We start from the raw sequence: 22,001 nt of genomic DNA, 5'->3' as shown, positions 1-22,001 counted from the left end.
ATTTACCGGTAATTATGCGTAACGGAGCACCCCGCACAAGAGGTTTTGCGGGGTGCGGCGGGAAAAATGGCCAGGTGGCCAGGGGTTCAGTGTCGTTCGGTCGTGGCCTCGAGCGAGCGGATACGGTTTATCGCCGCGGCTATCTCCTGCGGGCGGGGGAGGCTCATCTGGCCGGGGTGGCCGCGGAAGCCGCCCAGGGAATCGAGTCCTCCGGTCTCAAGGCCCGTGATCGCCGCCTCGACGACCTCCCTTACCGCCCGGCTCTTGCCGGAGGAGGCGAACTCTCCGATGATGCGTGCTATGGCCTCGGTCTGGCCGGGCTCGGCGAGCTGCTCGACGTAGGAGAGGTCGACCCGCTCGCGGCCGAGCTCGATGGTGGAGAGTCCTTTGCCGCGCGCCGTCTCGCGCCGGCCGCGCCTGAGGTCTATGGAGGTGGCCCGGACGCGCCTACCTTTCGGGAGCGAGACGTGTCCGTCGCCCTCGATCTTGACCGGGAAGCGTTCGGTCACCTCGCGCGCCCGGTCGGTCGCGTCGTGGGGGTGGTAATCCTCCATCAGGATCACGCGGTCGGCCACGTCGAGGTACGCCCCGACGCCGCCTATGACCACGACCGTCGAGACGCCCAGGGTGTTGTACAGCGGGCGCGCCAGGTCGACGAAGGGGGTTATGGGCTCCTTGCGCACCAGCTCGCGCATCCTCTCGTCCCGGATCATGAAGTTCGTCGCGCTGGTGTCCTCGTCGACCAGAAGCAGCGAGGTTCCCACCTCGAGCGCCTCGGCGATGTTCGCCGCCTGGGAGGTCGAGCCGGAGGCGTTCGGCGTGGAGAAGTTCTCGGTGGTGCGCCCGCCGGGCAGCTCGCCGATGGTCCCGGAGATGTCCACCCCGGCGACGCTGCGGCCGTCTTCGGCCCGGATCTTCACCGCGTCCTCGCGGGTGACCACGAGCTCTCTCCCGTCACCGGGGACGTGGTCGTAGACGCCCCAGGAGAGCGCCTCGAGCAGCGTGCTCTTGCCGTGGAAACCCCCGCCCGCGATGAGCGTGACCCCCTCCGGGATGCCCATCCCGGTGATCTCGCCGCGGTTGGGGAGCTCGACGGTCACCCTGAGCTCCTCCGGGCTTTCGAAGGGTACGGCGCCGCCGGTGAGCGGCCTGTCGCTCGCCCCGCTCTCCCGCGGCAGTACGGCCCCGTCGGCGACGAAAGCCACGAGCCCGAGGGAGGGGAGCATGCCGCGCAGGCGCTCGGCGTCCTCTATCGTCTCGACGTGGAAGCGGGCCGCCTCCTCGTCCACCCCGGCCGGGACGAGCGAGGCTCCCACCACCTTGGGGAGCTCGTCGAGCAGGACCGCACGGGCGGCGCGGGCGTCGACGGTGCGGCCGCGCGCGGGGAGGCCCACCGCCATGCGCGCCTCCACGTAGTCTCTGTGCACGACCATCGAGGTGCGCGGCAGCACCACCTGCGAGGGGCGCTGTATCTCGACCCGGCCGCTACCGCCCGAGCCGCGGTTCCCGCGCACGATCTTGCGGATGGCCGCGTCCACCCTGCGCGTCAGGAAGTCCTCCAGGGCGAATTTGCGCACCGGGTTGGAGAACAGCGCCGGGTCGAAGCGGTTGTCCCGGGTGCGGACGCGGATGAGCGAGGGCGGGGCGAAGGGGTCGCGCTGTACCCTGTCTATCGTCAGGGTGAACCGCTCGAAGTCGTAGGAGCCCTGCAGGTCCTTGTAGGCCCCGTACCCTCTGCGGTCTATCCGGTCGAGTATGCTCCTAAGCCGGTTCATCTCCTCCTGAGCCTCCCTTGAGCCGGTAGAGCGGCTTGTCCGGACGTCCGCTCTCGAGCCGCTCTATCACGCCTTCTCGCTCCAGGTCGTCCAGCGTGCGTCGGATCTCACGCTTGTCCTCACCCGTGATCCTGTGCCAGTCGGTCGTCGAGTAGAGCACGCCTTTGGGGATGGCCCGCAGCACCTGCAGGATCTTGCCCCTGACGTCCCCCGCCATCAGAGGCCCATCTTCGCCTGCGCGCTCGCGAGGATCGGACGGGAGACCTCCCGGGCCTTCTCCGCCCCGCGCTCGAGCAACTCATCGAGCCCGCGCGGATCGTCGAGCAGCGCGAGCGCCCTCTCGCGCACCGGGGAGAGGACCTCGACGATGGCCTCGGCGAGATCCTGCTTGAACTGGCCGTAGCCCCTGCCCCGGTATTCATCCTCGATCTCCTCGACCGGGCGGCCGGTCGTGGCCGAGTAGATGTCGAGGAGGTTGGTTATTGCTGGCTTCTCGGGGGACGCTTTGATCTCGCTGCCCGAGTCGGTGACGGCGCGGCGGACCTTGCGCCGGATCGCATCCGGCTCGTCCAGGATGGAGATGTAGCTCCCCGGCCGCGGGGAGCTCTTGCTCATCTTCTCGGTCGGATCATCGAGCGCCATCACCCGCGCCCCGCTCTTCATGATCATCGGCTCCGGCACGACGAAGGTCTCGCCGTAGAGGTGGTTGAACCTGCGGGCGAGCGTGCGGGTGAGCTCGAGGTGCTGCCTCTGGTCGTCGCCGACCGGCACCAGCTGGGCGTTGTAGAGCAGGATGTCCGCGGCCATGAGCACCGGGTAATCGAAGAGGCCCGCGCTCGCGCTCTCTGTCCCTTCTTTCCTGGTCTTGTCCTTGAACTGGGTCATCCGCGAGAGCTCCCCGAAGCGCGCGATGCCGTTCAGCAGCCAGCACAGCTCGGCGTGCGCCGGGACCCTGCTCTGCCGGAAGATGACGCACCGCTCGGGGTCGAGCCCGGCCGCCAGGTATATCGCGGCGACCTCCCGGATCTTCCTCCTGAGCTCCTTGGGGTCCTGCGGCACGGTGAGCGCGTGCAGATCGACGATGCAGAAGTAGTTCTCGTAGTCGTCCTGGATGGCGACCCAGTTCTTGAGCGCCCCCAGGTAGTTGCCGATGTGGAGGTTCCCGCTCGGTTGTATCCCGCTGAAGACCCGCGCTCTCCGTTCCCGCTCCATCTTCTCTCCAGAGTGCTCCAAGTGTTCTGTTCTACGGATTCACCGGGAGCGCCGTGGACGTTCGCGCTCCCTCTTCGATGAGACTTCTTCCTTCGGAGGTGTGGGATGACCGGCCGCTAGCGCGGCCACCGGCGCGGGTGCCTCTCGTCTTTCGGCGGGGTCGGATCCAAAACGTCCTCCTCGAAACTCTCGCGGAGCGTGCAGCACACGAGTATAACTTCGGCCGGCCTCAGCGTCATCCCTGTCCGGGCGTATCTCCGCCCCTCAGGCTCATGAAGACCCCGCGCGCCTCGGCGATCAGAGCCCCGTCCTCCGCCCGCCGGATCTCGCCGCGCGAGATTATTCTGCGCCCCCGGCTGCTCTCGACCCACCCCCTGACCTCCACCGTCTCGCCGGGCTCGAGCGGCCGGCGGAAGGTGGTCTCCATCTTCGCCGTCACCGCACCCTCCCGCTCGTTGTAGACGGCCTGCGCCAGCACCTCGTCCAGAAGCGTCGCCACGATCCCGCCGTGCACCATGTTCGGATAGCCCGAGTGCGGCTTCTCCGGGGTGAAGAGCGCCCGCGCCACCCCTCCTTCCTCGAACTCTATATCCAGGTGCAGCCCGATGGGGTTCTCGGCCCCGCACCCGAAGCAGTACGCCGGAGAATAGGTCCTGTACTCTTGCGCCACCGATACACCTTCTCTTCGAAAAAGCTTCTTCTCCTCGAAAACCAGCCCGTCCGGATATACCAGAAACCACCCCGGCCTGCAGGAGGCCTACCCCCCGAGCGACGCCGCGATCTCCCGCGCCGCCGCAACCACCGACCCCGCGAGCCGCTCCCCGGGCCGCTCCCCGAGCCGCGAGAGCGGGCCGCTCGCGCACACCGCCGCGAGCAGCCTGCCCCCCTCCCCGAAGACCGGCGCGCTCACGCTCCCCACCCCCTCCTCCCGCTCGGCCGTGCTCTCCGCCCACCCGCGCTCCCGAACCTCCGCGAGCTCGCCGGCCTCTCTATACCTCTCTCCGTCCTCCGACCACGCGAGCAGCACCTTCCCCGCCGAGCCCCGCCCGAGCGGCAAAACCGCCCCCACCGGCACCGCATCCTTGAGCCCGCTCTCCCGCTCGGCCGCCGCCACGCACACCCGGTGGTCCCCCTCCCGCACGTAGAGCTGCGTGCTCTCCCCCGTCTCGTCCCGCAGCCTCGCGAGCACCGGCCCCGCCGCCTCGACCAGCCCGACGCTCCCCACCGCCCGGCTCCCCCACCCGAGGAGCCGCATCCCCAAAGCGTACCGCCCCTCCTCGCGTACCACCAGATGGTGCGCCTCCAGCGCCGAGAGCAGCCGGTACGCCGTCGGTCGCGGCAGACCCGTCCCCCCGACCACCCCGGCGAGGCTCGCCGGTCCCTCCTCCGAAAGGAAGCTCAGGATCGCCACCACCCGGTCCAGAACCCCGACCCCGCTCTTGCTTTCTCCAACCACCTTCTCTAAACTGTCCATGTGATGGACAGACTATCTCATTATGTGAGACGGATCAAGAGGGCCGGCGGTGGCGCTTGAGTGGGACGCGGCCTCCTACGAGGCGCTGGCGGACCCGATGACGCGCTGGGGGGAGGAGTTTCTCGGGGGGATCGCGCTGCGGGGGGACGAGGTGGTCGTGGACGCCGGGTGCGGGACCGGGCGTGTCACGGAGCTTCTTCTGGGGCGGCTGCCGGAGGGGCGGGTGGTCGCGGTAGACGCCTCGCGGGAGATGGTCGAGGCTGCGGGGAGGCGCTTTGCTGGGGAGGGGAGGGTGCGGGTTCTGCGGCAGGATCTGCTGGAGCTGGATATCGGGGAGGAGGCGGACGTCATCTTCTCGACGGCGACCTTTCACTGGATCCCGGACCACGCCAGGCTCTTCCGCGCCCTCGCGCGCAATTTGAAGCCCGGCGGGACGCTCGCCGCGCAGTGCGGCGGGGCGGGCAACATCTCGCGGGTCGGGAGGGCGCTGCGGGGGGTCATGGAGGAGGAGCCGTTCCGGGGGTACTTCGAAGGCTGGGAGGACACCAAGCACTACCCGGCCCCGGAGGAAGAGCGGGCGTTGCTCCAAGAGAGCGGGTTCGTGGAGGTCGAGGCCCGGCTCCTGGAGAAGCCGACGCCTTTTGCGGGCGAGGAGGCGCTCGCGCGGTATCTGGAGGCGGTCATCCTGCGCGCCCACCTGATGCGGCTACCCCGCGGGATGCGCCGTCCCTTCGCGCAGGCCGTGGCGGGGAGGATGGCCAAAGAAGAGGGGCTCGAGATCGACTACGTTCGCCTCAACATGCTGGCGAGGAAGAAGGAGGCAGATGATGAGTAGGCCGAAGACGCTCGCGGAGAAAGTCTGGGAGCGGCACGTGGTGAGGAGCGGCGAGGGGGAGCCCGACCTGCTGTACGTGGATCTTCATCTCGTGCACGAGGTCACGAGCCCGCAGGCCTTCGAGGCCCTGAGGCTCGCCGGGCGGAAGGTCAGGAGGCCTGACCTCACGCTCGCCACGATGGACCACAACGTCCCGACCGAGGGTCTGGGGCTCCCGGTCAAAGACAGGATCTCCGCCAAGCAGATGGAGGCGCTCGAGAAGAACTGTCGGGACTTCGGGATAGAGCTCGAGGCGTGGGGCACTCCGAAACAGGGGATAGTGCACATGATCGGGCCGGAGATGGGCCTCACCCAGCCCGGGATGGTCATCGTCTGCGGCGACTCGCACACCGCCACCCACGGCGCCTTCGGGGCGCTGGCCTTCGGGATCGGCACGAGCGAGGTCGAGCACGTCCTGGCCACCCAGACGCTGCCGCAGCGCCGGCCGAAGATGATGGCGGTAACGGTCGAGGGAGAGCTTCCGGCGGACGTGACCGCCAAGGACCTCATGCTCGGCATCCTCAACAGGATCGGGACCGGCGGCGGGGTCGGGCACATCATCGAGTACCGCGGCGAGGCGGTCCGCTCGCTCTCGATGGAGGGCCGGATGACCGTGTGCAACATGTCCATCGAGGGCGGGGCGCGTGCCGGCATGATCGCCCCGGACGAGAAGACCTTTGAGTACCTGGAGGGCCGCGAGTACGCGCCGAAGGGTGAGGCCTGGGAGGAGGCCGTCGAGTACTGGAAGACCCTGCCGACAGACGAGGGAGCGACCTTCGACAAGGAGGTCGTCATCGACGCCGCCGAGCTCCGGCCCTACGTCTCCTGGGGCACGACCCCCGCGCAGACCGTCCCGCTCGACGGGGTCGTCCCCGAGCCCGAGAACGAAGCCCACGAGCGGGCCCTGAAGTACATGGGCCTGAAACCGGGTACGCCCATGAGAGAGATCGAGGTCGACACCGTCTTCATCGGGTCGTGCACCAACGCCCGGATAGAGGACCTGCGCGCCGCCGCTCGCGTCCTCGAAGGACACAAGGTCAAGGAAGGCATCCGGGCGATGGTCGTCCCCGGCTCGATGCGCGTCAAGAAGCAGGCCGAGGAGGAGGGGCTCGACGAGATCTTCAAGCAGGCCGGCTTCGAGTGGCGGGCCGCCGGGTGCTCGATGTGCCTCGGGATGAACCCGGACAAGCTCTCCCCCGGCGAGCGTTGTGCCTCGACCTCCAACCGCAACTTCGAGGGGAGGCAGGGCAAGGGCGGCCGGACGCACCTGGTGAGCCCGGTCGTCGCGGCGGCCACGGCGGTGATGGGGCGCTTCGCCTCCCCGAGCGAGCTCGGCGTACTGGAAGGAGTGTGATGATGGATCCGGTGAAGAAGGTCGAGGGCAAGGCGCTCCCTTTGGGCTACTCCGACGTGGATACCGACCAGATCGTACCCTCCGACGCCCTCAAGCGCATCGAGCGCACCGGCTTCGGCAGGTTCCTCTTCTCCGAGTGGCGTGAGAACCCCGACTTCGTCCTCAACAAACCCGAGCACGAAGGAGCGGTCGTCCTCATCGCCGGGGAGAACTTCGGGTGCGGCTCGAGCCGCGAGCACGCCGTCTGGGCCATAAAGGACTACGGCTTCGGGGCCGTCATCGCACCCTCCTTCGCCGACATCTTCAAGAACAACTGCACCAAGAACGGCCTCCTCACCATCGAGCTCCCCAAAGAGAAGGTCGAGGCCCTGCTCGAAGCGGTGAGAGAAGACCCCGAGGCGAAGGTGACCGTCGACCTCGAGAGCCGCACCGTGAAGGGGCCCGGCCTCGAGGAGAGCTTCGAGGTCGACGACTTCGTCCGCTACCGGCTCTTAAACGGCCTCGACGACGTCGGGCTCACCCTGCAGCACGAGGAGGACATCGAGGCTTACGAGAAGCACCGCCCGGGGTACATGCCGAGTATCAGGTAGCTCACGGACCTTGGACTTCTACGAGAGGTGGCGCTGGAACCAGTCGAGAGCGGCTCCGGCGGACTCGTCGAACCCCGTGGTATAGGCGTCGAAGTGTCCCCCGGGCAGGATCACGAGCTTCTTCGGTTCCAGCGCCTGCTCGTAGGCTTCGATCGCGAGGTCGGTAGGCGTCAGGATGTCGTTCTCGGCGACCGCTATCAGGAGGGGAGTCGGTGAGATCCGCCGGATGTACGCCTCCGGGCTGTAGGCGATAAACTGTTCTATGGACTCCAGGGTAACCCGGTTCTCCCAGTTTGGAGCCATCTCCTCGTGGGTCCGGGTGAACCACTCGTACGAATCAGCAGTGGGGAGGGCGCAGTTGCGGTCTTCGGCGACCACCGGCACGTAGTTGATCTCACCGGAGGTGAAGCGCCGCTCGCGGTCCTGCTCCAGGGCCTTGAGTAGGGCGGCCACGTCTTCGTCCACCACTATGCGGTGCAGGTTCTTCCAGCCGTCTATGAGCGGCACCTGAGCCACGACGCAGCGCACCCGCCGGTCGAGCGCTCCGACCACCAGTACGTGACCGCCGCTGTATGAGGTGCCCCAGATGCCGATGCGTTCCCCGTCCACCTCGGGTTGTCGGCGGGCGAAGGTTATGGCGTTCTGGTAGTCTTCGATCTGTTCCCACGGGAAGAGCCGTCCCCTGGGTTCCCCATCGCTGTCTCCAAAGTAGCGGTAGTCGAAGAGGAGTACGGTGAAACCTGCGCTCGCAAAATGCTCAGCGAAACGCGTCAGGTACATCTCCTTGACCGCGCTGAACCCGTGCGCCATGACGATCGTGGGCGCTCCTTCGTCGCCGGAATCGTCCGGCGCGTATAGCCACCCCCGGCATGTCAGCCCCCCGCTCTCGAACTCCACGTTCCTTCGCACCGTACCTCCTTTCCCAAATACAATCAAAATATATCAGAAATAATTCATGCTACATGAATTTGTATAGTGATTGGCATGACTTTTGTCGTAGCTTTGAGGCGGCGATACGATGGGCATGATCTTATGAGAGGAGGGCGGATGCTCGACGTTGCGATAATGGTCGAGGGGCAGAACGGGATCAGCTGGGAGCGCTGGAAGCGGCTGGTACGGGCGGCGGAGGACTTCGGGTTCTACGGGATCTTCCGCTCGGACCACTTCACGAACCCCTCCGGACCCGTGCTGGAGTCGCTCGAGCTGTGGTCCTCGCTCGCCTGGGTCGCGGACAACACCGGGCGCATCGAGTTCGGGCCTCTCGTGACCCCGGTCTCGTTCCGCCACCCCGTGATCACGGCCTGGCAGGCCGCGGCCGTGGACGACCTGGCCGGCGGGCGACTCAGGCTCGGGCTCGGGGCCGGCTGGCAGGAGCGCGAGCACGAGGCCTTCGGGTTCGACCTGCTCGACGTACCGGAGCGTTTCGCCCGCTTCGAGGAGGGGCTTGAGGTCGTGACCCGCCTGCTGCGGGGGGAGGGGCCGGCCTCTTTCGAGGGCCGCTTCTACCGGCTGCACGACGCCGAGCTGAAGCTGCGCTCGCCCCGTCCCGGCGGTCCCCCGATCGTCATCGGGGGCAACGGTCCCCGCAGGACGCTGCCGCTCGCCGTCCGCTACGCCGACGAGTGGAACGCGACCTTCCCGACGCTGGAGGAGTTCTCCCGGCTCAACCGCCGCCTCGACGAGCTCCTGGAGGAGGCGGGCCGTCCGCCGGAGGAGGTGCGCCGCACGCTGATGACCCGCGCGGTCTTCGGCCGCACCGATGGGGAGGTGCGGCGCAAACTCGGAGGGCAGAGCGCGGACGAGCTGCGGCGGGAGGGGGCGGTCGTGGGCACCGCCCCGGAGTTCGTCGAGCAGCTCGGGCGGCTCGCGGAGGCCGGGGCGCAGGGGGTGATGCTGCAGTGGCTCGAAGCCGACGACATAGACGGCCTCGAGGCGCTCGCGGGCTCGGTGCTGCCGCAGCTCGGGGGAAGGGAGGATCGATGAGCGGACCGGATCGAAGGGTGGAGGAGAGGCTGCGGACGGAGGAGGTGATCTGGCTGACCACCGTGCGCCGCGACGGGCAGCCGCAGCCGGTCCCGGTGTGGTTTCTGTGGGAGGGGGAGACGTTTTTGATCTACTCGCAGCCCGACCGGCAGAAGCTGCGCAACATCGCCCGCAACCCCCGCGTCGCGCTCAACCTCAACAGCGACGCCCACGGAGGCGGGGTGGTGCGGATCGAAGGGAGGGCCGGGATCCTGGAGGGCTTCCCGCCGGCGACGGAGGTCCCGGAGTATCTGGAGAAGTACCGGGAGCCGATCTCCCGCATCGGCTACGACCCGGAGGGCTTCGCCCGCGACTACTCCGTGGCCGTGCGCGTCACGCCCGACCGCTGGCAGAGCTGGTAGGCTAACCCTCTACCTCCTGCTCGACCTTCTCCTCGTAGAAGCACAGGTACCCCCTCGCCTTCTGCGCCTCCGGGAGAGGATCGGGGTAGAGCCAGGCGGCGTCCTCGATGAGGGTGTCCCCGACCTTCAGCGAGCGGTAGGACGCGACCCCCTTGTAAGGGCAGACCGTATGGGTGTCGCTCGGAACCAGAAGATCCTCGCGCACGTCCTCGGGTGGGATGTAGTAGCGTGGTGGGAGGCTGGTCTCGAAGAGGACGAGCGGTCTCCTAGTCTCGGCGACGACCTCGCCGCCCACCGAGACCCTGACGTGTAAGGAGCTCTGGAGCACGTCCACCCGATGGTAGGGGTCGTGCGGATGTCCGATCGTCTCCTCTTCCTCCTCCATCCAGCGGTCCATCCGGTCGTGGTAGAAGGCCAGGTACCCCGAGAGCGGCGGGGCGTCCTCGAGCGGCTCCGGGTAGCTCCAGACCGCGTTCTCGGCCAGCCTGCCTCCCGCCCGCACCGAGAAGTAGACGGCCTCGCCCTTGAACGGGCAGCGCGTTCTGTGGTCGGTCTTCTCCAGCAGATCGGTCCTGACGTCCTCCTCGGGGAAGTAGTAGACGGGCAGGAGCCCGGTCTCGTGCAGGACCTTCACCCGGCGGCTGTCGGCGACGGTCTCGCCGCCGAAGAACGTACGCACCCGCTTGGGACAGTCCTCGAAGTAGAGGGTGTGGGGCTTGAGGATAGAGGTGTCGAAGTTGAACTCTCCGCTCCGCTTGGGGCCGAAGGGACCCGTTCCCATCGTGAGCGACATGACTCCCTGCCTCCTCTGGATCTCTGGGCCGATGAGGTAATGGTACCCCAGCGTGGAGGTGGAGACGTGTGAAGTATGCTATCCGCCTGTTGTGTGTAGAAGCCGAGGGATTCGAGGCGCATGTCATGAACGAGGATTTACGCCGGGTACTTAGGACACCCGAGATGTTGTTCGTAGGGATAAACGCCGTGGTCGGAGGGGGCATCTTTCTTCTCCCCGGGCAGGCGGCCGCACAGGCTGGAGCGGCCTCGGTGTGGGCCTATCTGGCGGCGGGGATCGTGGTGGGCCTGATCGGTCTGTGCTTCGCCGAGCTCTCTACGATGTTCGACCGCACTGGTGGTCCGATCCTCTACGCACGAGCGGCGCTGGGCCGCACCGCTGGTTTCACCGTGGGATGGGCGGTATGGTTGACCTATCTCGTCGGGCTGGCCGCACTCTCCGATGGTTTCGTGAGTTATCTGGGATCGCTGTGGCCGGCGGCGAAGGACGGCGAGGTCTGGATCGTGCCGGCGCTCATCTTCGTTCTTTGCCTGCTGAACACGGTCGGGGTGCGGCTGGGAGCCCGCGTGGTGCAGCTCTTCACCATCGCCAAGCTGGTGCCGCTCGCGGTGCTCGTCTTCGCCGGCCTGACCTTCGCCGGAGCGGTCGGAAACGCGGACCTGAGCCTGGTCCCGGGCGGTCGGGGGAGCTTTCTCGGGGCGGTCCTGATCATCGTCTTCGCCTACGGGGGTTTCGAGGGAACGGCGATACCGGCGGGGGAGATGGTGAATCCACGGCGAGCGGTGGTCGTCGCGGTGCTCGGCACGCTCGCGGCGGTCACGACTTTCTACATGCTCGTCCAGTACGCCGCGTTGCGCATAGAGCCGAACCTCGCCTCGGCCGGTTCCCCGCTCGCCTCCGCCGGGGAGGCGGCTTTCTCCGGTGGGCTCGCATTGCTCACCGTGGGTGCCCTCGTCTCCATCTTCGGCACCCAGAGTGGGGTCGTGCTCCTCGCTCCGCGCACACTCTACTCTCTGGCCCGGGAGGGGATGCTCCCCGAGGTCCTGGGCCGCGTTCACCCCCGATTCAAGACGCCTGTGGTCTCCATCTGGGTGACGGGTGTTCTGGTGGCGGTCCTCGCCGTCAGCGGCTCTGTCTCCTCGCTCATCTTGCTCAACGTCGCGGCTCGACTGTACCAGTACCTGATGGTTTGCATCTCGGCCGGGGTACTGCGCCTACGTGAGCCTGAGGCGCCTCGCGCGTTCCGGCTGCCGTTCGGGCCGGCGATCCCTGCCGTCGCCGGGATGCTCTGCCTGTTCCTCCTCTCCCGACAGCCGGCCGTGAACCTGCTGGCGACCGCCGGTGCTCTCGCCGCCGGCCTCTTGTTGTACGCCGCGGGGTCCCGGAGGGTGTAGAGTAATGATCATGGCTGAGATGAAGGTCACAGTGCACCACCTGGGCGGGCAGCGTTATGCCGGGGTGAACCCCTCGGGTGACAAACTCTTGATAGACGGCAGTGAGGATTTCTCCCTGGGCATGCGTCCGATGGAGGCTCTGCTCGTCTCCCTGGGAACCTGCACGGCGTTCGACGTGGTGGAGATCCTGCACAAGCGCCGCACCCCACCGGAGAGCTACCGCATCGAGCTCCGGGGGGAGCGGGCTGAGGAACATCCCCGGCGCTACACCCGCATAACCGTGCGCCACCTCGTGCGCGGGGAAGGGATCACGCAGAAGGTGCTCGATAGAGCGGTCACGCTCTCGCACGAGAAATATTGCTCGGTCGCCGCGACGCTCGACTGCGAGATCGAGAGCGAGGCGGTCCTGCTGGAGTAAGCTCCTAGAGCCTCTCGAAGGCCGTGCGCAGCAGATCGAAGAACCCCTCCTCGTCCAGCCCCACCCCGACATCGGCGTTCGGTTCGCGCCCGGTGACGCCGTGCAGGTCGCAGACGGTCTCCCCGCGGGTGAACTCCCCCCGGCACTCGACGTCCACCCGCATCCGGCGGGTCTCGACGAGCTCCGGGGCGAGCACCGCGGCGACCGCGACCGGGTCGTGCAGCGGCGGGGCGTCGAGCCCGTAGGTCTTCCTGTAGGTCGAGGCGTAGAACTCCATGAGGTCCGCGGCGAGCTCACCGGCGCGTCCCGTACGGCGCAGGATCTCCCTCCGCTCCGGCGTGACCCTCGCCTGGTGGGTGACGTCGAGGCCGCACATCGTGACCGGGAGCCCCGACCCGAAGACCTCTTTTGCCGCCTCCGGGTCGACGTAGACGTTGAACTCCGCCGCGGGGGTGGTGTTGCCGGGTCCGATGCTCCCGCCCATGAGCGAGATGCGTGCGATCTTCTTCTTCGCCTCCGGGTGCTCGCGCAGCAGCGTGGCCACGTTGGTGAGGGGTCCGGTGGGGATTAGGGTAACCGGCCGCCTCGCCTCCCTCAGCGTCTTTGCGATGAGCTCCACCGCCCCGCGCGGGTCCGGGCCGAAGCCGGCGGGGGGTATCTCCGGCCCGTCGAGACCGCTCGGGCCGTGGATGGACTCCGCGGTCACCAGACGTCCCGAGAGCGGTCTTTTCGCTCCGGCCCCGACGGGAACGTCCCCCCTCCCCAGGAAGGAGAGGAGGCGCAGCGCGTTGTTCGTGGTCTTCTCGAGCGGCGCGTTCCCGGCGACCGTGGTGACCGCGAGCACCTCCAGGCCCGGGGAGCCCAGCGCGAGCATCAGCGCGAGGGCGTCGTCGTGGCCCGGGTCCATGTCCAGGATGACGGGGACTATCTCGACACCTCCTCGCGCCAGGAGTGGCGCGGCTCGTAGCCGAGCACCTTGCGGGCCTTCTCGATCGAGAGGAGCGTCTCGTTGCCCGCGGGCTCCCTCTTCAGCGGCACGTCCGGGTAGACCTCGGCCATGAGCTCGGTGCTCGGGCGCTCCATCACGGTGTCGGCGGCGGCGATGATGAATGCCTCCGCTCCGGAGATGTCGGCCTCCAGGCCCAGCCTGCAGGACTGGGCCACGTCTCTTGCGTCGACGTAGCCCCAGAGGTTCCAGCGGCGTATTTCGGGGTCGTCCTGGAAAGAGGGGAAGATCTCGTAGTCGTGCGGGGGCTCCATGACGTTCGAGAAGCGCAACCCCACGAAGGGGATGCCGCTCCAGCGGTTCATCTGACGGGCCATCTCCTCGGAGATCACCTTCGAGAGCGCGTAGCTCGACTCCGGGTAGAGCGGGTGCTCCTCGTCTATCGGGGCGTAGGCCGGCTTCTCCCGCTCGAACGGCAGCCCGAGCGTCGTCTCGCTCGAGGCCCACACCACCCGCTCCACGCCGAGCGCGACGGCGGCGGAGAAGACGTTGTAGGTGCTCAAGGTGTTGTTCTCGAAGGTCTTCCCCTCGGGCTGGAGGCCGGGGGCGGGGATGGCGGCGAGGTGGACGACGCCCTCGCAGCCGGACATCACCTCGATGGTCTGGCCGAGGTCGGTGAGGTCGGTTCGGATGAACTCCGAAGCGGGTTCTCTCGGGGGGAGGGCGTCTGCGTTGAGCACCTCGTATCCGTGCTCCATGAGCTCCCGGACGACCGCCCGGCCCGCCTTGCCGCTCCCCCCGGTGACCAGCACCTTCCTCATCCTTCGCACCTCCGATGTTTCGCCGGCGTTCCAGCGTCAATGATAGACCTCCGGGGCTGACGTGTCGGGCGTCGGGCCGTAGAATGGTTGCATGCTGGGGAGATACGCAGAGCTCAAGGCACAGCTTCCGCCGGGTACGATCCTCTTCTACCAGGTGGGCACCTTCTTCGAGACCTTCGAGGAGGATGCGAAGACCATCTCCCGCGAGCTCTCGCTGCGGCTCACGAGCCGGGAGGCCGCGGGTGAGGGGCGGGTGCCGCTCGCCGGCGTCCCGGGGCACGCGCTCGAGGAGCATCTGGCGCTGCTCCTGAAGAAGGGATACTCGGTCGCGGTCGCCGAGCAACGGCCGCACCCGACCAAACCCAGGCAGTTCACCCGTGAGATCTCGCGCATCCTCACCCCCGGAACCGTCATAGAGGACAACGTCCTCTCCGCCGGGGAGGCGAACTACCTCGCCGCCGTCTGCGTGCGCGGGGAGAGGGCCGGGATCGCCGTGGCCGAGGCCTCGACGGGGGAGTTCACCGGGACGGAGGTTCCCGCGAATCAGGTGGCCTCCGAGCTCGAGCGGTGGTCCCCGCGGGAGATCGTCGTCCCCGAGAGGACGCCCGCGGAGGATCTCCCGAAGGTGCGGGCTGCGGTGAGCCCCGCGCCGCGCTGGACTTTTGAGCCTTCGGCCGGGGAGCAGGCGCTGAGGCGGCACTTCGGGGTGCAGAGCCTCAAGGGTTACGGGCTCGAAGGACGGGCGGCGCTCGTCGGGGCGGCCGGGGCGCTCATCCACTACCTCTCCACGCTGCGCGGGGGGAGCCCGCCGGAGCAGATCGTCACCTTCCGGCCCTACTCGCCGGGTTCGGGGATGGTGCTCGACGCGGCGACCCGGCGTAATCTGGGGCTCGAGGAGCTCATCGAGACCGTCGACCGCACCCGCACCCCGATGGGCCGGCGGGCGCACCGGCGGTGGCTCGAGCGGCCGCTGCTCGACGCGGGGCGTATCGAGCAGCGTCTGCGGGCCGTCGACGCCCTCGCCTCGGACTACATGCTGAGGGAGGGGGTGAGGGAGATCCTCGGGCGCATCCCGGACATCGAGCGGATCGCGACCCGCATCGTGAGGCTCTCCGCCTCGCCCTCGGATCTGCTCTCGCTCCGGGACGCGCTCGCGGCCGTCGGCCCCCTGAGGGAGGCGCTCGGCCCCGCCGCTGAGGGGAGCGAACTGCTCGCGCGGGCGCTCGGTGCGATGGAGGAGCCGCCGGGGGTGCGCGGGCTGATCGAGGCCGCGATCAGCGAGGAGGAGGGTGAGATCATCAAGCCCGGCTACTCGGAGGAGCTCGACGAGGCCCGCTCCTTCCGCGACGGGGCGCACGAGTGGCTCACCCGCTTCGAGGCCGAGGAGCGCCTGAAGACCGGGCTCAAGTCGCTCAAGGTCGGCTACCGCGACGGAGAAGGGTACTTCATCGAGGTTGCGGGCAGGGAGGCGAACCAGGTCCCGCCGCACTACGAGCACCGCAAGGCCTTGAAGCACAACGCCCGCTACGTCACCGTCGAGCTCAAGGAGCACGAGTCCAGGATGCTCGGGGCCCGCGAGGAGGTCGAGCGCCTGGAGCGCAGGATCCTCGGCGAGATCCGGGCCGCCGTCAAGGAGGCTGCCCCGGACCTCCAGCGGCTGGCCCGGGCGGTCGCGGTCGTCGACGTCGTGGCCTCGTTCGCCGCGGCGGCCAGCGAGCTGCGCTACTGCCGGCCGCGCATCACCGAGGGGCGCGGGATCGAGATCAGGGCCGGACGGCACCCGGTCGTCGAGCACGCCACCGACACCCCCTTCGTCCCGAACGACGTGAGCATAGACGGCTCCTCGCGCCTGCAGATCATAACCGGACCCAACATGGCCGGAAAGTCCGTCTACCTCAGGCAGACCGCGCTCATCGTCCTGCTCGCCCAGTCCGGCTCGTACGTGCCGGCCGGGGAGGCGTCTCTGGGGGTGGTGGACAGGATCTTCACCCGCGTCGGCGCGGAGGACAGGCTCGCGAGCGGGGAGTCGACTTTCATGGTCGAGATGACCGAGGCGGCGACGATCCTCAACTCGGCGACCTCGCGCTCGCTCGTGATCCTGGACGAGGTCGGGCGCGGGACCTCGACCTACGACGGGATGAGCCTCGCCTGGGCGATCGCCGAGCACCTGCACGACGAGGTGCAGTCGCTCACTTTGTTCGCCACCCACTACCACGAGCTGACCCGTCTGGCCGACACGCTCCCCGGCTGCCGCAACCTCAAGGCGACCGTCGAGGAGGTCGGCGGCGAGATAGTCTTCCTGCACAGGATCGAGGAGGGCTCGGAGTCCTCCTCCTACGGGGTGCACGTGGCGCGGCTCGCCGGGCTCCCGCGGCCGGTCGTCGAGCGGGCCGGGGAGATACTCTCGCGCCTGGAGGCCGAGGGGATAAAGGGGTTCGCGGGGTGAGGGTCTTGCCGGAGGCGGTCCTCCGCGAGGGGACGGCTCCCTACGGCGGGAGGGTGCGCATCCTGCCTCCCGAGGTGGCGCGCCGGATCGCGGCCGGGGAGGTCATAGAGCGGCCGGCCTCCGCCGTGAAGGAGCTCGTCGAGAACGCGCTCGACGCCGGGGCCTGCAGGATCTCGATAGAGGTGGAACGCGGCGGGACCTCCCTCATCCGGGTCCAGGACGACGGGGAGGGGATGTCCCCGGAGGACGCGGAGAGGGCGCTGCTTTCGCACGCGACGAGCAAGATCGAACGCCCGGAGGATCTCTCTTGCATAACCTCCCTCGGTTTCAGGGGCGAGGCGCTGCATTCGATGGCCTCGGTCTCCTCGCTCTCGCTCACCACCTCGAGGTGCGGCGGGCGGGGCTGGCGGGTGGAGGCGTTCTGCGGGGAGGTGCATCGTTCCGCCCCCGCCGCGCACCCACCGGGCACGACGGTCGAGGTGCGCGACCTCTTCCTGAACCTGCCGGTGCGCCGGGGTTTTCTGGGCAGCCCGCGGGCCGAGGCGAGCGCGGTCGTCTCGGTGGTCTCTTCGCTCGCGCTCGGATGGCCCGGGGTGGGGTTCTGCCTGCGCTCGGACGGCCGCGGGGCGCTCGCGCTGCCGCCCGCCGCGGACCTGCGGGAACGGGTCGCCCAGCTCTACGGTCTCGGGCTGGCGGGGAGCCTCGTCCCGCTCGACGACGAGGTGGTCGGGGGCCTGGTGAGCCCGCTGCACGTGAGCTTCCCGACCCGGCGCTACCTGCACGTCGCCGTCAACGGACGGGTCGTCGAGCCGGACTCCTTCGCTCCGGCGGTCTTCCGGGCCTACGCCGACCTGCTGCCGAAGGGCCGCCACCCGGCGGCCTTCCTGCGGCTCGAGCTCGGCCCCGGCGAGGTGGACGTGAACGTCCATCCGGCCAAGAGCGCGGTGAGGCTGCGCGGCGGACGATCGGTGTACCCGCTGGTGGTCGGCGCGATCCGCGGCGCCCTCTCCCTCGAGCGCCGCGAGCGGGGCGCCGGACGGGGGGAGGACGGACCGGCGAATCTCCAGCTCCTGGGTCAGTTCGCCGGGCGCATGATCGTCGCCCAGAGGGGGGAGGAGCTCCTCGTCCTCGACCAGCACGGGGCGCACGAGCGCATCCTCTACGAGCGTCTGCAGAGGGACCTCAGGCGCGATCCCACGCCGCTGCGAGAGCCCGTCCCGGTGCACCTTCCGGAGGGCCTTGCGGCTGAGGTCTGGGGCTTCGAGGGGGAGCTGGAGGCGCTCGGCTTCCGGTTCGAGACGTTCGGGACGGACGCGGTGAAGCTCACGAGCGTCCCCGAAGGGACCGCTGATGCGGCCGAGGCTTTCCTCGCCGCGATAGAGACGCTCGCGGGGGGCGAGGATCTGGCGAAAGCCCTCGCCTGCCGCGGATCGACGAGGTTCGGAGAGAGACTCAGCCAGGACCAGATGGCCCGGCTGCTGAAAGAGTGGGCGTCGTGCGAGTTCGGGGATGTCTGCCCGCACGGACGCCCGATAGTGAAGCGCATCAACCTCGCGGAGCTTCTGCGCGAGTTCAGGCGCTAGTCCCTCTCGGATACGCCGCATGCGCCCCGTACCCACGGACCCCGCGGCGCCTGAGAGGGGCGTATAATTGGTATTACCATCGGGAGAGGGGGTAGAGATGCCGATACGACCAGATGCTGGGGGGAGATCGACGGTCTACGGGATGCGGGGGGCGGTGGCCTGCGAGCACCCGCAGGCGGCCCTGGCTGGCATCCGGGTACTCGAGGAGGGGGGGAACGCGGTCGATGCGTGCGTCGCGATGGCGGCCACCCTGGCCGTCGTCGCGCCGATGACCACCGGGATGGGGGGGGACGCGTTCCTCCTTTTCTACGAGGCCAAAAGCGGCAGGGTGGTGGGGGCCTGTGGCGCCGGTGGTGCCCCGCGCGGGATCGACGCGCAGAAGCTGCGCGACATGGGCCTCTCGCGGATGCCCGACCGTGGGGCGCTCACGGTGACCGTGCCCGGGGCGGTGAGGCTGTGGGAGGATGCCGCGAGGGAGCTCGGGCGGCTGCCGCTCGGGCGGCTGCTCGAGAACGCGCTCCGCTACGCCAGGGAAGGGTGTATCGTGGCCGAGGTGGTCGGTCGCTACTGGGAGACGGCCGGGGAGCTGCTGCGCAAGGACGAGGCTGCCGCGCGCTGCTTCCTTCCCGGTGGGAGGGTGCCCCGGGCCGGGCAGAGGTTCCTGCAGCCCGACCTCGCCCGCACGCTCGAGGTCCTCTGCGAGGGCGGGGCGGACGCCTTCTACGAGGGTGAGATCGCCCGGCGCATCGCCCGGTCGGTGCGGGAGGCTGGGGGATTCCTCTCCGAGGGGGATCTCGCGGAGCACCAGACCGAATGGGTCGAGCCCATCTCGACCGACTACCGCGGGGTGAGGGTCTACGAGATCCCGCCGCCCACCCAGGGGATAGCGGCGCTCGAGATGCTGGGCATCCTGGAGGGTTTCGAGCTGGCGGAGCTCGACCCCCTCGGCGCCGGGCGCGTCCACCTCGAGGTCGAGGCCAAGAAGCTCGCGTTCAGAGATCTGCGGGAGAGGGTGGGCGACCCGGATTTCTGCGAGGTGCCGGTGGAGCGGATGCTCTCGAAGGAGTACGCGGCCGGCCTGCGGGAGGAGATCTCCCGGGAGCGGGCCGCGGGAGTCTCTCGAGAGCTCTCCCTCGGGAGCGACACCACCTACCTCTGCGCGGTGGACGAGGAGGGGAACGGCTGCTCTTTCATAAACAGCCTCTACAAAGGTTTCGGGAGCGGCATCGTCGCCGGAGGGACCGGGGTCTGCCTGCAGAACCGGGGGGCGTGCTTCACCCTCGAGGAGGGGCATCCCAACGAGCTCGCGCCCGGGAAACGTCCGCTGCACACGATCATCCCGGCGCTCGCCACCAGAGAGGGTGCGCTCTGGGCCGTCTTCGGGGTGATGGGCGGGCCGATGCAGCCGCAGGGACACGCCCAGCTCCTCGCCGACCTCCTCGACTACGGGATGAGCCCGCAGGAGGCCGCCGACCATCCGCGCCACTTCCACGACGGCGAGACCCTTCTTCTGGAGGGCCGCTACCCGGAGAGGACCGTTGAGGAGCTGCGCCGGATGGGGCATGCGGTCGAGGTGGGGCCGGACTACGCGGTTCCCACCGGCGGGGCGCAGGTCATCAGGATCCTCGAAGGAGGAGTGAGGGCCTGCGGGAGCGACCCGCGCAAGGACGGCTGCGCGCTCGCGCAGTAACATCTGTCCGCCGGAAGAGGCGAACAGAGGAGGTTTTGACCTTGTCCGACGCTGCGGACAGGCGGGTGCTCGGGCGGGACGTGCGCGGCCCGATAGGCGCCGACGAGCTGGATACCGTACCCTGGAGCCACGGCGCGACCGACGCGACCGTCGAGTTCACCACGCAGGAGCTGACGGCCCTCTGCCCGGTGACCGGCCAGCCGGACTTCTACGACCTGAAGCTCAGCTACCGTCCGGGGGAGCGCCTGATCGAATCGAAATCCCTCAAGCTCTACCTGTGGGGCTTCCGGGATCGGGGTATCTTCGCCGAGGAACTCGCGGCGACGCTCCTCGAGGATCTGGTCCGCGCCTGCGGACCGGAGGAGATGACCGTCGATCTCACCCAGCGGGTGCGCGGGGGATTGCAGATCCGGACCGTCGCCCGCTACCCGGACCGCAGGGGTTAGACTTTACGCCCCGCCGGGGGTTATGCTTCCCTGGTTGCAGGAGCGAGAGAGAGGGGTGTTCATGCCGGTGGAGTTCGGCGTCTTCGTGCCGCAGGGGTGGAGGATGGACCTCGTCGAGATAGAGGACCCGGTCGAGCAGTACGAAGCGATGACCTCCGTCGCCCGGGCCGCAGAGGAGAGCGGGGCGTTCGATTCGATCTGGCTCTACGACCACTTCCACACCGTACCCGAGCCGACGAAGAACACCGTCTTCGAGTGCTGGATGTCCACCGCCGGGCTCGCCCGCGACACGAGGCGGGTGAAGATCGGGCAGATGGTCACCTGCAACGGTTACCGCAACCCGGCGCTCTTGGCGAAGATGGCCTCCACCGCGGACGTGATGAGCGGCGGCAGGCTCCTCTTCGGGCTCGGGGCGGGCTGGTACGAGCACGAGTGGCGTGCCTACGGCTACGGCTTCCCCGAAGTCCCCGAGAGGATGCGCGCCTTCCGGGAGGCGTGCGAGATCATCCACCGCCTGTGGACCGAGGACGACGTCGTCTTCGACGGCGAGTTCTACCACATAGACCGCCCGATCAACGAGCCCAAGAGCGCGCAGAAGCCGCACCCGCCGTTCTGGATCGGGGGCGGCGGCGAGAGGGTGACGCTGCGCCTGGTCGCCCGCTGGGGCGACGCCTGCAACGTCGGCGGGGGGGACCCGGAGGCGATCCGGCACAAGCTCGACGTCCTGCGCGGCCACTGCGAGCGCGAGGGGCGCGACTTCGAGGAGATCACACGCTCCACCTCGGTGAACGTCCACCTCCTCGAGGAGGGCGAGGACCCCGAGCGGGCCACCGGGAAGGCCCGCATGGGCCGCAGCTACGAGGAGTACGCCAAAGAGTTCGTCGTCGGCACCCCGGACGAGGTCGCATCACGTCTGGAGCGGTGCGTCGAGGCGGGGGCGGACTACATCATCGTCTACCTGCCGCGCCTCGCCTACGACCACTCGATGCTCCACCGCTTCGCCGAGGAGGTCGTCCCCCGGCTGCGCTAGCCGGAGACCTCGACGTCGGTCGCGTCCACCTCCCGGACGCCCTCGAGCCCCATGATCTCCTCTATCGTATCCTCCAGGTCCTGCTGCGAGGCTGCCCTCCCCGAGAGCTCGACGACGCCCTCCTTCACGGAGCGGACCGTGAGCTCCGTGTCCTCGAGCAGGTCCTCCACGTCGTCCCCGAGGTCCCGGTTGTCCTCCAGGTACGGGTCGGTGACCTCCTCGCCGGTGTCCGGGTCTATGTAGACGTCGTTCCTGGGGTAGCCGGAGTCCGGGGTGTAGGTCTCGTCCTCCCAGTCCTCGCGCGCCAGATCCTCGGGAGAGAGCGCCTCCGGCTCGCTCTGCGGCTCGGTGACGAACTGACCCTCGTGCGGGTGGTCCTCCTCGTCCGACTCGTCCGGGGCGTACTCCTCCTGCCCCACCCGGCCGGCTGGCTCCGCGTCCGGGCGGTCGGTCCGGAGGGTGACGAAGTCCGCCTCCTCGTCGAGGGATATCCCGGAGATGGGGACCTCGAAGCTCTCCCCTTCGCGCTCGACGACCAGGTGGGTCGCCGCGCCGCTTTCCTCGTCGTAGAGAACATCGGAGACCCTGCCGATCCCCGTCCCGTCGGCCGTCCGCGCCTCCAGACCTATCGTGTCCCGCGCCTCCATGCCCTGAGAACCTCCCTCTCTTCGCTCTGCCATCGGGAACGTTTCTTACCCACCCGACCACCCCCCGAACCTTCGCACATCTACTTGATCTACTGAGACATAGTAATAAAATATGAGCGTGACA

22 protein-coding genes are annotated in these 22,001 nt (G+C 68.6%); 12 read left to right on the top strand and 10 right to left on the bottom strand.

From position 1 onward, the window contains the following. Window positions 1–86: 86 nt before the first annotated feature. The 5 genes from AC6EKW_RS07880 to AC6EKW_RS07860 form a co-directional block, all read right to left on the bottom strand. Window positions 87–1,775: an ABC-ATPase domain-containing protein gene (locus tag AC6EKW_RS07880; RefSeq protein WP_273888953.1), complete on the bottom strand. Its 1,689-nt coding sequence runs from the start codon at window positions 1,773–1,775 to the stop codon at window positions 87–89. Then, window positions 1,762–1,992, bottom strand: a complete 231-nt coding sequence (locus AC6EKW_RS07875) for a hypothetical protein (protein ID WP_273845334.1) — start codon at window positions 1,990–1,992, stop codon at window positions 1,762–1,764. The genes AC6EKW_RS07880 and AC6EKW_RS07875 overlap by 14 nt, the downstream gene beginning before the upstream one ends. Then, complete coding sequence (trpS, locus tag AC6EKW_RS07870; protein WP_273888952.1) at window positions 1,992–2,987, bottom strand: tryptophan--tRNA ligase; 996 nt, start codon at window positions 2,985–2,987, stop codon at window positions 1,992–1,994. The genes AC6EKW_RS07875 and trpS overlap by 1 nt, the downstream gene beginning before the upstream one ends. 235 nt (window positions 2,988–3,222) lie before the next feature. Then, window positions 3,223–3,657: a PaaI family thioesterase gene (locus AC6EKW_RS07865; protein WP_273888951.1), complete on the bottom strand. Its 435-nt coding sequence runs from the start codon at window positions 3,655–3,657 to the stop codon at window positions 3,223–3,225. Window positions 3,658–3,744: 87 nt separating this feature from the next. Further along, window positions 3,745–4,443, bottom strand: coding sequence for an IclR family transcriptional regulator (locus AC6EKW_RS07860; protein ID WP_498514098.1), 699 nt, complete (start codon window positions 4,441–4,443; stop codon window positions 3,745–3,747). A gap of 67 nt (window positions 4,444–4,510) precedes the next feature. Here AC6EKW_RS07860 and AC6EKW_RS07855 point away from each other — a divergent pair, with 67 nt between their 5' ends. From AC6EKW_RS07855 to leuD, 3 genes are read left to right on the top strand one after another with little or no spacing between them, the layout of a single operon-like run. Next, entirely contained in the window at window positions 4,511–5,296 is a 786-nt protein-coding gene (locus tag AC6EKW_RS07855; RefSeq protein ID WP_273889292.1) for a class I SAM-dependent methyltransferase, read from the top strand. After that, window positions 5,286–6,689, top strand: a complete 1,404-nt coding sequence (gene leuC / locus AC6EKW_RS07850) for a 3-isopropylmalate dehydratase large subunit (RefSeq protein ID WP_498514097.1) — start codon at window positions 5,286–5,288, stop codon at window positions 6,687–6,689. The genes AC6EKW_RS07855 and leuC overlap by 11 nt, the downstream gene beginning before the upstream one ends. Window positions 6,690–6,691: 2 nt before the next feature. Next, window positions 6,692–7,279, top strand: a complete 588-nt coding sequence (gene leuD, locus AC6EKW_RS07845) for a 3-isopropylmalate dehydratase small subunit (RefSeq protein WP_420542101.1) — start codon at window positions 6,692–6,694, stop codon at window positions 7,277–7,279. An 18-nt stretch (window positions 7,280–7,297) separates the two neighbouring features. Here the strand turns inward: leuD and AC6EKW_RS07840 are convergent, their stop codons facing one another. Next, complete coding sequence (locus tag AC6EKW_RS07840; protein ID WP_498514096.1) at window positions 7,298–8,188, bottom strand: alpha/beta hydrolase; 891 nt, start codon at window positions 8,186–8,188, stop codon at window positions 7,298–7,300. A 138-nt stretch (window positions 8,189–8,326) separates the two neighbouring features. Here AC6EKW_RS07840 and AC6EKW_RS07835 point away from each other — a divergent pair, with 138 nt between their 5' ends. Next, window positions 8,327–9,262: an LLM class F420-dependent oxidoreductase gene (locus AC6EKW_RS07835; RefSeq protein ID WP_498514095.1), complete on the top strand. Its 936-nt coding sequence runs from the start codon at window positions 8,327–8,329 to the stop codon at window positions 9,260–9,262. Next, window positions 9,259–9,663, top strand: a complete 405-nt coding sequence (locus tag AC6EKW_RS07830) for a TIGR03667 family PPOX class F420-dependent oxidoreductase (protein WP_498514094.1) — start codon at window positions 9,259–9,261, stop codon at window positions 9,661–9,663. The genes AC6EKW_RS07835 and AC6EKW_RS07830 overlap by 4 nt, the downstream gene beginning before the upstream one ends. Before the next feature lies 1 nt (window position 9,664). On the opposite strand, the gene AC6EKW_RS07825 is transcribed toward AC6EKW_RS07830, so the two are convergent. Then, window positions 9,665–10,456, bottom strand: coding sequence for a DUF427 domain-containing protein (locus AC6EKW_RS07825; protein ID WP_273889297.1), 792 nt, complete (start codon window positions 10,454–10,456; stop codon window positions 9,665–9,667). Between the two features lie 125 nt (window positions 10,457–10,581). Between AC6EKW_RS07825 and AC6EKW_RS07820 the strand changes: the two genes are divergently transcribed. Both AC6EKW_RS07820 and AC6EKW_RS07815 read left to right on the top strand, forming a co-directional pair. Continuing rightward, complete coding sequence (locus AC6EKW_RS07820; protein ID WP_498514093.1) at window positions 10,582–11,850, top strand: APC family permease; 1,269 nt, start codon at window positions 10,582–10,584, stop codon at window positions 11,848–11,850. A 10-nt stretch (window positions 11,851–11,860) separates the two neighbouring features. After that, on the top strand, window positions 11,861–12,268 hold the full coding sequence (locus AC6EKW_RS07815) for an OsmC family protein (protein ID WP_420541908.1): 408 nt from the start codon (window positions 11,861–11,863) through the stop codon (window positions 12,266–12,268). A 4-nt stretch (window positions 12,269–12,272) separates the two neighbouring features. Here the strand turns inward: AC6EKW_RS07815 and AC6EKW_RS07810 are convergent, their stop codons facing one another. Continuing rightward, window positions 12,273–13,175, bottom strand: coding sequence for a nucleoside hydrolase (locus AC6EKW_RS07810; RefSeq protein ID WP_498514092.1), 903 nt, complete (start codon window positions 13,173–13,175; stop codon window positions 12,273–12,275). 17 nt (window positions 13,176–13,192) lie between these two features. Beyond that, window positions 13,193–14,035 (bottom strand): NAD-dependent epimerase/dehydratase family protein, encoded by an 843-nt coding sequence (locus AC6EKW_RS07805; protein ID WP_273844476.1) that lies wholly within the window; start codon window positions 14,033–14,035, stop codon window positions 13,193–13,195. A 91-nt stretch (window positions 14,036–14,126) separates the two neighbouring features. Here AC6EKW_RS07805 and mutS point away from each other — a divergent pair, with 91 nt between their 5' ends. The 5 genes from mutS to AC6EKW_RS07780 all read left to right on the top strand — a co-directional run bounded on the left by mutS (window position 14,127) and on the right by AC6EKW_RS07780 (window position 21,230). Continuing rightward, window positions 14,127–16,481 (top strand): DNA mismatch repair protein MutS, encoded by a 2,355-nt coding sequence (gene mutS / locus AC6EKW_RS07800; RefSeq protein WP_498514091.1) that lies wholly within the window; start codon window positions 14,127–14,129, stop codon window positions 16,479–16,481. Further along, window positions 16,478–18,064: a DNA mismatch repair endonuclease MutL gene (gene mutL, locus AC6EKW_RS07795; RefSeq protein ID WP_498514090.1), complete on the top strand. Its 1,587-nt coding sequence runs from the start codon at window positions 16,478–16,480 to the stop codon at window positions 18,062–18,064. Before mutS ends, mutL begins: the two co-directional genes overlap by 4 nt. Window positions 18,065–18,161: 97 nt before the next feature. After that, window positions 18,162–19,754, top strand: a complete 1,593-nt coding sequence (gene ggt, locus AC6EKW_RS07790; protein WP_273889302.1) for a gamma-glutamyltransferase — start codon at window positions 18,162–18,164, stop codon at window positions 19,752–19,754. Window positions 19,755–19,795: 41 nt separating this feature from the next. Beyond that, window positions 19,796–20,200, top strand: coding sequence for a preQ(1) synthase (gene queF, locus AC6EKW_RS07785; RefSeq protein WP_498514089.1), 405 nt, complete (start codon window positions 19,796–19,798; stop codon window positions 20,198–20,200). Window positions 20,201–20,261: 61 nt separating this feature from the next. Then, window positions 20,262–21,230 carry an LLM class F420-dependent oxidoreductase gene (locus AC6EKW_RS07780; RefSeq protein WP_273889304.1) on the top strand — a complete coding sequence of 323 codons (969 nt, stop codon included), beginning with the start codon at window positions 20,262–20,264 and terminating at the stop codon, window positions 21,228–21,230. On the opposite strand, the gene AC6EKW_RS07775 is transcribed toward AC6EKW_RS07780, so the two are convergent. Beyond that, window positions 21,227–21,877 carry a PRC-barrel domain-containing protein gene (locus tag AC6EKW_RS07775; protein ID WP_273889305.1) on the bottom strand — a complete coding sequence of 217 codons (651 nt, stop codon included), beginning with the start codon at window positions 21,875–21,877 and terminating at the stop codon, window positions 21,227–21,229. The two genes, AC6EKW_RS07780 and AC6EKW_RS07775, sit on opposite strands and share 4 nt — an antisense overlap. Window positions 21,878–22,001: the final 124 nt, after the last annotated feature.

It is taken from the genome of Rubrobacter sp. M3-4 (assembly GCF_059772285.1).
This window is presented reverse-complemented; position numbering and strand designations above follow the sequence as displayed.